Below are 12,645 nucleotides of genomic sequence, written 5' to 3' on the forward strand. Positions count from 1 at the left end.
CCCCGGCGGCCGAGGCGGGTAGCGGCGGGCTAAGAATCTCAGTAGGACCGTGGCAGTTTCAAGCTGTGCTGCGCGACGTAGTTAAGGATCATCTCTCGGCTGATTGGCGCGGTGCGCATCAGGCGAGCAGGGCCCCATAGGGTGGCCAGCCCGTACTCGGTGGCCATCCCGTTGCCACCGTGGGTCTGGATTGCCTGATCAAGCGCCAGGATGCCAGCCTCGGCTGCAGCGTACTTGGCCATGTTCGACGCTTCGCCCGATTCTGGGTCGCCGGCGTCGTGCAGCGCCGCCGCCCGTTGGGTCATCAGGCGGGCCAGTTCCAGCTGAATCTTGGCGTGCGCGAGGGGATGTGACACGCCTTGGTGTGATCCAATCGCGACGTCCCACACCTTGCGCTCGCGCGCGTAGGTGGATGCCTTGTCGAGCGCATAACGCCCGATGCCATTCCCCAGGGCAGCGCCCATGATGCGTTCGGGGTTCAGGCCCATGAACACCTGACGCAGACCGTCGTTCTCAGTGCCAATCAGGTTCTCGGCGGGCACCCGTACGTCGTCGAAGAACAGAGTGAACTGCTTTTCCGGCGTCACGGCTTGCACCGGAATGATGGTCTTGGTCAGCCCTGGCGCATCTGTCGGTACGACGAAGAGGCTCAGCCGTCCCCGGCCGTGATCGTCGGTCTCGGTCCGGCCGACGACCAGGATGGCCTCTGCCTCGTCGACGCCGGAGATGTAGTACTTGGTGCCGTTGAGTACCCACTCCTCGCCGACGCGCTTGGCATGGGTCGAGATTTTGTGCGAGTTCGAGCCGGCATCGGGCTCGGTGATCGCAAACGACATGATGATCTCGCCGCTGGCAATCCCCGGCAGCCAGCGAGCCTTGAGTTCGTCGCTGCCGAAAGCCTGGATGATCGAGCCGCAGATGGTGGGTGAGACCACTGTCATCAGCAGCGGACAGCCTGCTGCGGCGAGTTCCTCACCGACGATTTGCATGTCGTAGATGCCGCCGCCGCCGCCGCCGTACTCCTCGGTGATGTTCACCCCGAGAAATCCTTGCTTGCCGACGGCCTGCCAGAGTTCGGTGCTCTTTTCGCCAGCGAGAGACTTGGCCACGTAGTACTCATGCCCGTAGTCCTTGGCGATCTCGGACACGGCCTTGCGGAGAGCCTGCCGTTCCTCGGTCTCGTGCAGTTCCATTTCGCTCCTCACTTCAGGGGCACCCGCTGCCGGGACCGGCGACGGGTGGGTGTTCATCCTCAGGTTTCCTCTGCGGCAGAGTCGGCAGCGCCGACCACGGCGAGCGGGTCGCCGGTGGAAACCTGTTGACCCAGCTCCACCGACAGCTCCTCGACGACTCCGTCGAGCGGGCTGGCGATGGTGTGCTCCATCTTCATCGCCTCCAGCACGACCAGAGCCTGCCCTGCAGTAACGGTGTCACCTGCGGAAACAGGCAGGCGAATGACTGACCCCGGCATGGGCGCCATCAGCGACCCTGCCGGCTTGAGTGTGCTCGGGTCGAGGAACCGCGGAACCGTGGTAAACGTCGTGGACCCGGCAGGACTGTCGACGTAAGCGATGTCGCCGTCGAGGACGACGTCGTAGCCGCGTCGCAGTCCACCGATCTCCAAGACCACCCGTTCGGGGTTCTGCGCGAGCACGGTGACGTCGTCGATGCGCTTGCCATCGACTTCCACCTCGACGCCGTCCCGTAGCAGCGCATAGCTCACGTACCGCTCGCGTCCATCGGCGGTCGCCCATCCGGTGGCTTGCAGTTGGGACGGGTTGTTACGCCACCCCGCGGGCAGCGTCGGCTGGACGGGGGCCGCGGCGCGGCGGGCTGCGACCTGGGCAAACGTGGCCGCGACGGCGTGCAAGCCCTCCCCGTCACCATCGATGAGGGCTGCTCCGAGTTCGGCGACATCGTGGCGATCGAGGAACCCGGTGTCGGTGCCGCGCCCAGCGAATTCGCTGTGTCGCAGAACGCGGACCAGCAGATCTCGGTTGGTGGTGAGTCCGTGGATCCGAGCATCGGCGAGCGCGGCGGACAGCGTGCCGAGCGCTTCGGCACGAGTGGGGGCCCAGGCGATCACCTTCGCCAGCATTGCGTCGTAATGGTGGCTGACCACCGAGCCGTCTCGCACGCCGGAGTCGACGCGAACCCCGGCATAGCTGGGAATCCGCATGGTGCGCAGTGTCCCGGTCTGAGGCAGATAATCCGCGGTGGGGTCTTCGGCGTACAGCCTGGCCTCGACCGCGTGGCCGGTGATCTGCGGATCGCTAACCTCGGCGGGCAGTGGCCGACCCATCGCCACCAGCAACTGCAGGCGCACGAGGTCGAGACCGGTGATGAACTCGGTGACCGGGTGCTCGACCTGCAATCGAGTGTTCATTTCTAGAAAGGCGAATGTGTCGTCGTCATCGCCGCCGTTCGCGTCGAGGACGAACTCGACGGTTCCGGCGCCGACGTAGCCGACCGCCCTCGCCGCAGCGACCGCCGCGGCGCCCATCCGTGCGCGCAGTTCTTCGCCGACGACGGGGGAGGGTGCTTCTTCGATGACCTTCTGGTGGCGCCGTTGCACCGAGCATTCCCGCTCGAATAGGGAGACCACGGTGCCGTGCATGTCGGCCATGACCTGGATCTCGACATGGCGGGGGCGCTGCACGTACTTCTCGAGGAACACCGTGCCGTCGGCGAATGCCGACTTCGCTTCGCGGGACGCCGAGGCAACGGCCTCGTCGAGCTCTTCGGCCGATGCGACGACGCGCATCCCCCGCCCGCCACCACCCGCGCTCGCCTTGACCAGTAGCGGATAGCCGATGTCGGCCCCCAGCTTCCGTAGCTCGTCGTCGGCCAAGTCGGTGGCATCGCCGCCCGGTAGGACCGGCACGCCAGCGGCGGACATCATCGCCTTGGCCGTCAGCTTCGAACCCATGGCGTCGATGGCATCCGGCGGCGGGCCGACGAACACGAGTCCTGCGGTGGCGCAAGCCCGTGCGAATCCCGCGTTCTCCGAGAGGAATCCATAACCAGGGTGGACGGCATCAGCGCCGGTCAGATGAGCCGCGGCGATTATCCGGTCGCCGTTCAGGTAGGTCTCCGCAGGCGAGGAGCCCGGTAGCCGAACGGCCTCGTCCGCGTCGTCGACGTGCCACGCGTCCGCGTCCGCGTCGGAGTACACGGCGACGGTGGCGATGCCGAGGTCACGGCAGGTGCGAAATACGCGCCGGGCGATCTCTCCCCGGTTGGCCACGAGCAGCTTCGTGATTGCGGGCATCGCCATCACATCCGGAACACGCCGTAGCCATGCTGGCCACGGATCTCGTCGTTGTGCACCACGGACAGGCAGAAACCGAGAACGGTGCGGGTGTCGCGGGGATCGATGATCCCGTCGTCGTAGAGCCTGCCGCTGTTAGCCAGTGCCAACGACTCCTGTTCGATCTGGTTCTCGACAGCTGCGCGCATCTGGGTGTCGGCTTCCTCGTCGAATGGGAGTCCACGGTCGGCGGCCGACTCGCGGGCGACGATCGACAGCACACCGGCAAGTTGAGCCGGTCCCATGACGGCCGAACGCGAGTTGGGCCAGGCGAAGAGGAAGCGGGGCGAGTAGGACCGTCCGCACATCCCGTAGTTGCCTGCGCCGTAGGACGCGCCCATCACGATCGTCAAGTGCGGGACCGTGCTGTTCGAGACGGCGTTGATCATCTTGGCGCCGTCTTTGATGATGCCCCCTTGCTCGTACTCTGCGCCCACCATGTAACCGGTGGTGTTTTGCAGGAACACCAGCGGCGTGTCGATCTGATTGGCCAGCTGAATGAACTGGGCGGCTTTCTCGGCCTCCTCGCTGAAGAGGATGCCCCGAGCGTTCGCCAGGATCCCCACCGGATATCCGTGAATCGAGGCCCAGCCGGTGACCAGTGAGGTTCCGTAGAGCGGCTTGAACTCGTCGAACGCCGATCCGTCCACGATGCGGGCGAGGACATCGCGCGGATCGAACGGGACCTTGGGGTCGACCGAGGCGATCCCGAGGAGCTGGTCGGGATCCAGTAGCGGTGGGGTCGGCGGCTGAGTTGGGCCTGGGCCACGCTTGCGCCAGTTCAGTCTTGCCATGATGCGCCGCCCGATTCGGATGGCGTCCTGCTCGTCCTCAGCCAGGTAGTCGGCCAACCCGGAGGTACGAGCGTGCATATCCGCACCGCCGAGTGACTCGTCGTCGGACACCTCGCCCGTGGCCATCTTCACCAGCGGCGGACCGCCGAGGAAGACCTTGGACCTGTTGCGGACCATCACCACGTAGTCACACGTGCCAGGGATGTACGCACCCCCTGCCGTCGAATTGCCGAACACCAGCGCGAGCGTCGGCAGCCCGAGCGCACTGTGCTGGGTGAGATCGTGGAACAACTGGCCACCTGGCACGAAGATCTCGGCCTGAGTGGGCAGGTCCGCCCCTCCCGACTCGACGACGTTGATGATGGGAAGGCGGTTCTCGCGGGCCACCGCCATGCCCCGGAACACCTTGCGGAAGGTATAGGGGTTCGAGGCTCCGCCTCGCACCGTCGGGTCGTGGGCGATGATCATCGATTCGACACCCTCGACGATGCCGATGCCGACCACGACACTGCCGCCGACGGGAAACTTCGTGCCCCACGCCGCAAACGGGCACATTTCCAGGAACGCGGTGTCCGGGTCGATCAGCAGTTCGACACGTTCGCGAGCCAGCATCTTGCCGCGCTTGCGGTGTCGCGCAACGTATTTCTCCCCGCCGCCGCCATTGGCTAGTGCGAGTTGCGTAGCGATCGCATCGAGCTGCGCCGCGAGTCCCTCGCGATTCTCGAGGTACTCCGGCGCGCGGATGTCGACCCGGTCGGGCAGGACGTCAACCAATTTTCCTCCAGATGACATCGACGTCGATCTCTTAACCGGCTACGTTAGTGGTTAGTAACATCCGATGACAACGGGGTCGGGGCGAAGTGCGGAGCGCCACCTCGCCCGGACGCTTAACGTCAGGAGCGCGCCCAGATGACCATGATCAAGCCGGAAGAGCGCGAAGCGAGTGACGCCGCAGTGGATCCGTGGACGACGCCGGAGCGCATCTCGTTGCGCGACCTGGCCACGTCGTTCACCCGAAAGGAAATCGTCCCCCACCTTGAAGCATGGGAGGAGGCCGGCGAGTTGCCCCGCGATCTGCACCGCAGCGCAGCCGCCGTGGGGTTGTTGGGCATCGGTTTCGCGGAAGAGGTCGGCGGCTCCGGCGGAGACCTACGTGACCTGGTGTTACTCACCGAAGCCGTGATGGAGGCCGGCGGCTCGTCAGGTGTCTTAGCCAGCCTGCTTACGCACAACATCGCCCTCCCACACATGGCTGCACACGGCGATCCCGAGCAGATCCGCAAGTTCGTGGCGCCGACACTCGCCGGTGAGAAGATCGGCAGCCTCGGCATCACCGAGCCCGACACGGGTTCCGACGTCGCCGGCATTCGGACCACCGCACGCCTCGACGGCGACGAGTACGTGGTCAACGGCGCGAAACTATTCATCACCTCGGCAGTTCGGGCCGATTTCGTCACCACCGCCGTGCGTACGGGCGGCCCGGGGGCGTCGGGCATCTCATTGTTGGTCGTTGAGCGCGGTACCGAGGGCTTCGCGGTCTCACGCACCCTCAGGAAGATGGGCTGGCTGTGCTCCGACACCGCCGAGCTCGGTTTCTCGGACGTTCGAGTGCCGGTAGCCAACCTGGTAGGTCCGGAAGGCAGCGGTTTTCTGCAGATCATGCAGCAGTTCCAGGTAGAGCGTGCGTTCATCGCCGTACAGTGCTACGCGACCGCCCAGCGTTGCCTCGACCTGACGCTGGAGTGGGTCAAGCAGCGCGAAACCTTCGGCCGTCCGCTCTCGACCCGTCAGGTTGTGCGGCACAAGATCGTCGACATGGCCACCGCCGTAGATGTGGCGCGCACCTATACCCGAGCCGCTGTTGATCGCATCATCGCGGGTGACACTGACGTTCGAATGGTCTCGATGGCAAAGAACCAGGCCGTGGAGGCCTGCGCCCTTGCCGTCGATACAGCTGTGCAACTCTATGGAGGCATGGGCTATCTGCGCGAGACCGAGGTCGAACGCCACTACCGCGACTCGCGAATCCTGGGTATCGGCGGAGGCACCACCGAAATCATGAAGGAGATCATCGCGAAGCGGATCGGCCTCTGAGCCAACCAACCCCGGGGCCATTCGTTGCAGGAACCTGGCCCGATCCTGAGCCTTTCCGGTTATTTGCCTATGGGCCGACCACGTCGCGTCACCTTGTGTCGAAGGTCGGAGAGCGGCGTTCGGTGAAGGCACGGAAGCCCTCGCGTGCGTCGGCAGTGGCGAAGAGGTCCGCAACCGCGTCGCGTTCGCATTGAATTCCCTCTGCCGTCGATAGATGGCCCGTCTGCAGCAGGAGGGACTTCGTCACCGACGCGACTCGTGCTGCGCCAGTGGCCAATTGCGCGGCGATGCCACCCGCCGTCTCAAGCAGAGTGTCGGCGCGGGAGAGGCGGTTCACCAGTCCGAGGGCGTGGGCCCGCTCGCCGTTGATGACGTTGCCCAGCATCAGCATCTCGGTGGCTACCCCGACAGGGATGAGTCGCGGCAATCGCTGCGTACCACCCGCGCCTGGGAGCACGCCGAGTTTGGCCTCGGGAAGTCCGAGTGCGGCATCGGGTGTCGCGACCCTCAGGTCGCATGCCATCGCCAGCTCGAGGCCGCCGCCCAACGCACTGCCGTGTATTGCGGCGATCACGGGCAGCGGGCTGGCGACGAGGACGTCGAGTGCGTCGGTGAAACCACGAAGGAAGGCCGTGAAATCGTCACGGCCACTGAAGGTTTGAATCTCGGCTATGTCCGCGCCTGCGCAGAATGCGCGGCCGGAGCCGTGCACGATCACTGCACGCACTGAGGTTTGTGACTCCAGCGAGCGTATCGCGGCAGCGAGCTCGATGTAGGTCTGCGTGCCGATGGCATTGAGCCGGTCGGCGCCGTCGAGTTCGAGCCAGGCCACTGCGCCGTCGATGCGGATGGCGATCATGGTGGACACGGGGTTAGTCGACCTTTGCGGATTCGAGCGTCGAACCCAGGTTCGTGAAGTCTGGCGCGCGCTTCTCTCGATGCGCGGCGAGACCTTCCCGGACTTCCGGACCACCGAAGCCGATGAATTCCAGTCCGAGCGACGCCTCGAAGGACGGCCCGAAGACCCGGAACCATTGGTTGAGACTGTGTTTGGTCCAGCGGATCGCCGTTGATGCCCCCGCGGCGAGGTTTGCCGCGATCCTCGTCGCCTCGGTGAGGACGTCGTCGTCGTCGACGCACTTGGACACGAGGCCGATGCGCTCGGCTTCCTCGCCGCTCAACGTCTCGCATGTGAGCAAGTAGTACTTTGCCTTGGCCATACCCGCCATCAGCGGCCAGCAGATGGCGGCATGGTCCCCGGCGGCCACGCCGAGGCGAGTATGGCCGTCGATGATCTTCGCGGTGCGGCCGACCACCGAGATGTCGGCGAGGATTGCGACGACCAGGCCGGCGCCAACGGCTGGGCCACGGACCGCCGAAATGACCGGCTTACCGAAACTCACCATGTTCATCACCAGATCGCGTGCCTCGCGCATGATCTGGACTCGACTGGCGTAGTGGTTGATCATGCCGTCGAGCAGGTCGAAGTTGCCGCCGGAGGAAAACGCCGTGCCTTCACCGCGGACGAGTACGGCTCGCACGCTGTCGTCCCTGTCGATCGTGGGCCACATGTCGGCGAGGTCGCGGTGCATCTGGGGGCCTACGGAATTCAACCCCGGCGCATCCAACACAACATGCAGTACGCCGTCACCGGTGGGTTCGAAGCGCAAGCTCGGAAAGTCGTCGTAGTTGGTCATGAACGCCCCTTTTGCATCGTTGAGAACGGCTGCTCACTCGTTGGGTGGAGTAACGGGCCTCGGACTAGTGCTCCGAGGTTTCCATCGTCGCGTCCTGGAATGGTAACGGACGCACACCGGCGGCCTGGTCGAATCGCGCCGGGGCCTCTCGACGACGCTGATTGGGCTCTTTGTTTCATTTCCGTATGCCGAGATCCCGTCGGACCACGCGTCGGCGGGGCAGCTGCACCCGATGCACGGGCGCGGGAGTTGGCCTGCTCACCGCTAGCCGACCAACCTGGATCATATTGGAAAAGCGCAAGATTCACACCGACGCACGGGCCATTGAGCGAACGTCGATGCCACCTCGCGACGGAGACTTGGGCACTCGCGAAGGTCGTGCGGTCCTCGCCCGAGTTCACGTGCACGCCAAAGACACTCCGGCGGAGATGATTTCAGTCGTCGCCCTCGATGAAGTCCGCGCCGCGAATGAGCCGAACCGGGGTGTACACCAGAACTTCGTCGTCGTGCTGGTTGCGGACGCTGACTGTCGCGGAGACGACGCCGCGACCAGGTTTGCTCGACGCGCGCGACTCCGTGACGGTGCAGAGGGCCAGGAGCGTGTCGCCGACGAATACGGGTCGCTTGACCGACAGTTCCATGTGCATGAACGCCAGGCCCGTGCCGTTGAGGAAGTTGGTCTGCACGATCAAACCCTCTGCAATGCAGTAGATCAGAGCGCCGGGGACCAGCCTGCCGCGGTATCCGCCCGCGGCGGCGTGCGAGGCGTCGTAGAACAATGGTTCGTTGAGACCGCCGAGATTAATGAACGTCGTGAGGTCGGACTCGGTGATGGTGCGCTTCGCGGTCTTGAAGTCGAAACCTTCCGTCATTTCTTCCCATGTCCTTCCGCGAACTAGTGGTTCGACTTCGGCGCTGGATTGGTGGACTGAGGTCACGAGAGTCCTTTCGTCGGGTCGCTGACATTGTGGATGGGACGACTATTCGGTGGGGCCCGTCCGGGCGTCTTCCGTCCAGTGATGCGCTTTAGAACGTGTAATCCGTTCGTCCAGACACGAAGTGAACGGGCAGTTGTCTTCCGCGAGCGTGCTGTGACACTATCGGAGATGTGTCACAAATGGAGACATTGACCGTGGAAGTGACCTAACCCGGTGGTCTTTTCGCCACGCACTCCGGTTGTCGTCGGAGTCGGCGAGTTGACACACCGCGGCAAAGGTGCCGCCGATCCCATCGATTTGGCTTCAGCGGCCGCTCGCCGAGCACTGCAGGATGCCGGCGCCGCGATCGGACATCGGATCGACACCGTGGCGACGCCCGGCATTCTGCTCATTCCGCGCGACAACCCCGCGTCGAGAATTGCTGAAGCCACCGGGCTTACTCCGAAACATCGCATCAGCTGTCCGGTCGGCGGAAATACGCCCCAGTACCTGGTCGAGAGACTGGGCAATCGTATTTGGCGCGGTGACAGCGACGCCGTGTTGGTTGTCGGGGCAGAGTGTGGCGCGTCAGCGCGCAGGATCACCTCGACTGACGCGCCGTTGGAGCCGATGGCCATTGCGTGGCGCGACGAATCGTTGGGTGACGCACGCCCGGGACTCAGCGAACCGGAGATGCGCGCCGGGTTGCACTGGCCACACGAGGTGTACCCCATCTTCGAGTCGGCGATGGCGGCACGGGCTGGCAGAACATTCGACGAGCAACGCCGCTGGTTGGGCAGTTTGATGGCTCCGTTCACACTCGAGGCGTCACGACATCCAGAACAGTCCTGGTTTCCCCGCGCCCGCAGTGCCGATGAACTCAGTGGGGTCTCACCGGTCAACCGAATGGTGTGCGAGCCGTACCCGAAGCTGCTCAACAGCATCATCGCCGTCGACATGGCGGCCGCCTTCGTCCTCTTGGCCGCCGAAGTCGCGGAAGAACTCGGAGTGCCGCGTGACCGATGGGTCTTTCCCTGGTCGGCGGCCACCTGCAATGACGTGTACTACCCAGTCCAGCGCCCGGATCTGGGCCGTTCCGCGGGAATCAGAGCCGCTGGCGGCGCAGTGCTCGCTGCCAGCGGACTGTCCATCGACGACGTCACGTGGTTTGACTTCTACTCGTGCTTTCCTTCCGCGGTCGAGGCAGCGATCGAAGCCTTCGATCTCGACACCGCGGACGCCCGCGGATTCACGGTGACGGGCGGATTGCCCTACCACGGGGGACCGGGCAACAACTACGTCAGCCATTCGATCGCGGAAATGGTACGACGCTGCCGAAGCGCGCCGGACGCCGTCGGACTCCTGTCCGGACTTGGCTGGTACATCACGAAGCACTCGTTGGGTTTGTGGTCGGCAACGCCGCCGCCAACTGGATGGCAGACACCCGACATGGTCCGGGCGCAATCCGCAATCGACGCCACGTCGCTTGCCGTCGCTCCGCTAGCCGACGCCACCGGAAAGGCGACGATAGACGGGTACACGGTGGTCCACGACCGCGACCACGGACCGTCACGGGTGCCGGTGTTCGCACGCTTGCCCGACGGCCGCCGCGTCGCGGCACGCAACGACGATCCAGAGGTGGCAATGGCTATGTCAAAGAAAATGATGGTCGGTTACCCGATCACCGTTCGCGGCGGGGACGAGCATGTCGAGTTCGAACTGTCATGAACGCCGACGTGCTCGTCTTGACGAAACCGCACACCCTCGAGCGGCGTAACCTCGCGGTGCCCCGCGTCGATGACGAGTCGGGGCTCCTTCGGATCGAGGCATGCGGTCTCTGCGGGACCGACCACGAACAGTTCGACGGACACCTGCCTGCCGATTACGCCTTCATCCCCGGACACGAAGTGGTCGGCGTCATCGAAGAGGTTGGCGACGCCGCTCGAGCGCGTTGGGGCGTGTCTCCGGGTCAGCGAGTCGCGGTCGAGGTCTTTCGATCATGCCGAGAGTGCGACGAGTGCCGCCATGGCGAATATCGCAGGTGCGTACGCAACGGGCTGGCCACGATGTTCGGCTTCGTCGACGTAGAGATCGCGCCCGGACTGTGGGGCGGTTATGCAACTCACCTCCACTTGCCGTTCGATTCCATGCTCTTGCCCATCCCGGACGGACTCGATCCGATCCTCGCGACGTTGTTCAACCCACTCGGCGCAGGGATCAAGTGGGCAGCCACGTTGCCCGAGACGCAGCCGGACGACGTCGTGGTCGTACTCGGACCGGGAATTCGCGGGATCTGCGCAGCCGTGGCTGCCAAGGAGGCCGGTGCGAAGTTCGTCGCGATGACCGGACTCGGTCCTCGCGACCGACCTCGTTTGGCCGCAGCACGCAACTTCGGCGTCGACCTGACCATCGACGTCACCCAGGATGACCCCGTGCACGCCCTGCAACGGGCCACCGGCCGCCTCGCTGACGTGGTCGTCGACGTTACGGCGAAGGCACCAAGCGCTTTTGCGGACGCCGTCGCACTCGCGCAGCCCGGCGGACGCGTGGTAGTTGCCGGCACCCGTGGCGGCGGCGGCGCACCGGGCTTCGAGCCGGACCTCCTCGTCTTCAAGGAGTTGCGCGTCTTTGGCTCTCTGGGGGTCGACTACCCCGCCTACCGGAGCGCCATCGAATTACTGGTGTCGGGGCGCTGGCCATTTGCTCAATTGTCAAGAGAAGTTACGGGATTCGCGGGCTTGCCGCGGTTGCTCGACGCCCTCGCCGGAGCCGAGCCGGAGCACTGTCCCGCCTTGCACAATGTCTTTGCGCCCAGTGTCTGACCGCGTCCAACCGAGAGGATCCATTGTGAGTAAGGGAAATCGGGTTGAAATGCTCGATCCGGAGGACGCTCGCCGGCGCGCCGCCGAATGCGGAATTCCTGAGGGCATGGCCGAATTGTCGGTTTTCCGAATCGCCCTCCATCAACCCGGCGTGGCGGTCGCCCTGAACGGAATGCTGGAGGCATTGCTATGGAAGGGCGTGCTGGATGCGCGGTTGCGAGAGCTGATCATCATGCGGATCGGCTGGGTCACCGGCTCGGTCTATGAGTGGACGCAACACTGGAGGGTTGCCCGGTTGCTCGACGTGCCCGAGCATGACCTGCTCGCGGTGCGGGACTGGCGGAACACCAACCACTTCGGCGAAGTTGAGCGGGCGGTACTAGCGGCGACCGACGAGACCTTGCGCGACGGCACGATCTCGGATGAGACCTGGACTGCCTGTGAGCGTGCATTGCTTGGGAACGAAGCGGTGCTCGTCGAACTCGTCGCCGCGATCGGAAATTGGCGGCTTTTCTCCGCCCTGCTGCGGTCCTTGGACGTTCCGCTCGAAGATGGCGTCGACCCGTGGCCCCCAGAAGGTGCTCGACCTCCCACTGGTTAGACCACGTCGATGGTGTGGGGCGCGGGCCCTGTGCGTCGCGTCAGGCGGTGTGTGGTTGCCAGCATTGGGCCGGTCGGGACGGGTCCATATGAGGTGGATACGCAGGGCGCTATCTCCGAGAGTCGGTGTCGGTCGCGAAGGTTTGCGTTGCGGACGGACGCGGCCGCCGACGTATGCCACCAAATTGGCCAACCAACGGTCGGCGACCCCGTCCGTCCGTAGCACTTGGGCGGCCGCAGCTCACGGTGGCACCACGGGTGTGCCGCCGCCGTTGCGTGAACGCCGAGACGTCGTCACTCGCCTGTCGGCTGCGCCACCCGCCTACGGAAGTTCAATCGGTGGTCGGTTGCGCTCGGGCATGACGCTAGCCGAAGTGCCTCCTGTCTTCGACGCCGAAATGTTAGTGTCTG

At 64.8% G+C, this 12,645-nt stretch carries 10 protein-coding genes; 4 read left to right on the forward strand and 6 right to left on the reverse strand.

Features of this window, described 5'->3' with window-relative positions; translation table 11 throughout:
* Positions 1 to 38: 38 nt before the first annotated feature.
* The 3 genes from NM203_RS03210 to NM203_RS03220 are packed head-to-tail and all read right to left on the reverse strand — an operon-like array spanning position 39 to position 4,878.
* Complete coding sequence (locus NM203_RS03210; RefSeq protein WP_255058158.1) at positions 39 to 1,193, reverse strand: acyl-CoA dehydrogenase family protein; 1,155 nt, start codon at positions 1,191 to 1,193, stop codon at positions 39 to 41.
* Positions 1,194 to 1,252: 59 nt separating this feature from the next.
* Positions 1,253 to 3,271: an acetyl/propionyl/methylcrotonyl-CoA carboxylase subunit alpha gene (locus tag NM203_RS03215; RefSeq protein ID WP_255058159.1), complete on the reverse strand. Its 2,019-nt coding sequence runs from the start codon at positions 3,269 to 3,271 to the stop codon at positions 1,253 to 1,255.
* 5 nt (positions 3,272 to 3,276) lie between these two features.
* Entirely contained in the window at positions 3,277 to 4,878 is a 1,602-nt protein-coding gene (locus NM203_RS03220) for an acyl-CoA carboxylase subunit beta (protein WP_255058161.1), read from the reverse strand.
* A gap of 141 nt (positions 4,879 to 5,019) precedes the next feature.
* On the opposite strand from NM203_RS03220, the gene NM203_RS03225 reads away from it, so the two are divergent.
* Entirely contained in the window at positions 5,020 to 6,198 is a 1,179-nt protein-coding gene (locus tag NM203_RS03225; RefSeq protein ID WP_255058311.1) for an acyl-CoA dehydrogenase family protein, read from the forward strand.
* 88 nt (positions 6,199 to 6,286) lie between these two features.
* Here NM203_RS03225 and NM203_RS03230 read toward each other — a convergent pair whose 3' ends face one another.
* The 3 genes from NM203_RS03230 to NM203_RS03240 form a co-directional block, all read right to left on the reverse strand.
* On the reverse strand, positions 6,287 to 7,057 hold the full coding sequence (locus tag NM203_RS03230) for an enoyl-CoA hydratase/isomerase family protein (RefSeq protein ID WP_255058312.1): 771 nt from the start codon (positions 7,055 to 7,057) through the stop codon (positions 6,287 to 6,289).
* Between the two features lie 13 nt (positions 7,058 to 7,070).
* A complete protein-coding gene (locus tag NM203_RS03235; RefSeq protein WP_255058162.1) occupies positions 7,071 to 7,895 on the reverse strand; it encodes an enoyl-CoA hydratase/isomerase family protein in 825 nt (274 codons plus the stop codon).
* 434 nt (positions 7,896 to 8,329) lie between these two features.
* Positions 8,330 to 8,767 (reverse strand): MaoC family dehydratase, encoded by a 438-nt coding sequence (locus NM203_RS03240; protein ID WP_255058163.1) that lies wholly within the window; start codon positions 8,765 to 8,767, stop codon positions 8,330 to 8,332.
* Between the two features lie 279 nt (positions 8,768 to 9,046).
* On the opposite strand from NM203_RS03240, the gene NM203_RS03245 reads away from it, so the two are divergent.
* From NM203_RS03245 to NM203_RS03255, 3 genes are read left to right on the forward strand one after another with little or no spacing between them, the layout of a single operon-like run.
* Entirely contained in the window at positions 9,047 to 10,540 is a 1,494-nt protein-coding gene (locus tag NM203_RS03245; RefSeq protein WP_255058164.1) for an acetyl-CoA acetyltransferase, read from the forward strand.
* The gene (locus tag NM203_RS03250; protein ID WP_255058165.1) at positions 10,537 to 11,634 is read left to right on the forward strand and encodes a zinc-dependent alcohol dehydrogenase; all 1,098 of its coding nucleotides are present in this window, start codon (positions 10,537 to 10,539) and stop codon (positions 11,632 to 11,634) included. Before NM203_RS03245 ends, NM203_RS03250 begins: the two co-directional genes overlap by 4 nt.
* A 49-nt stretch (positions 11,635 to 11,683) precedes the next feature.
* Positions 11,684 to 12,235, forward strand: coding sequence for a carboxymuconolactone decarboxylase family protein (locus tag NM203_RS03255; RefSeq protein ID WP_303624151.1), 552 nt, complete (start codon positions 11,684 to 11,686; stop codon positions 12,233 to 12,235).
* Positions 12,236 to 12,645 lie beyond the last annotated feature (410 nt).

Source organism: Mycolicibacterium arenosum, assembly GCF_024320865.1.
Taxonomy (GTDB): domain Bacteria; phylum Actinomycetota; class Actinomycetes; order Mycobacteriales; family Mycobacteriaceae; genus Mycobacterium; species Mycobacterium arenosum.

Bases quoted from the DNA above. Each gene is read 5' to 3' on its own strand.
- NM203_RS03215 (WP_255058159.1), bottom strand. From the start codon at position 3,271: ATGCCCGCAATCACGAAGCTGCTCGTGGCCAACCGGGGAGAGATCGCC.
- NM203_RS03240 (WP_255058163.1), bottom strand. From the start codon at position 8,767: ATGACGGAAGGTTTCGACTTCAAGACCGCGAAGCGCACCATCACCGAG.
- NM203_RS03210 (WP_255058158.1), bottom strand. From the start codon at position 1,193: ATGGAACTGCACGAGACCGAGGAACGGCAGGCTCTCCGCAAGGCCGTG.
- NM203_RS03250 (WP_255058165.1), top strand. From the start codon at position 10,537: ATGAACGCCGACGTGCTCGTCTTGACGAAACCGCACACCCTCGAGCGG.
- NM203_RS03225 (WP_255058311.1), top strand. From the start codon at position 5,020: ATGATCAAGCCGGAAGAGCGCGAAGCGAGTGACGCCGCAGTGGATCCG.
- NM203_RS03255 (WP_303624151.1), top strand. From the start codon at position 11,684: ATGCTCGATCCGGAGGACGCTCGCCGGCGCGCCGCCGAATGCGGAATT.
- NM203_RS03230 (WP_255058312.1), bottom strand. From the start codon at position 7,057: ATGATCGCCATCCGCATCGACGGCGCAGTGGCCTGGCTCGAACTCGAC.
- NM203_RS03235 (WP_255058162.1), bottom strand. From the start codon at position 7,895: ATGACCAACTACGACGACTTTCCGAGCTTGCGCTTCGAACCCACCGGT.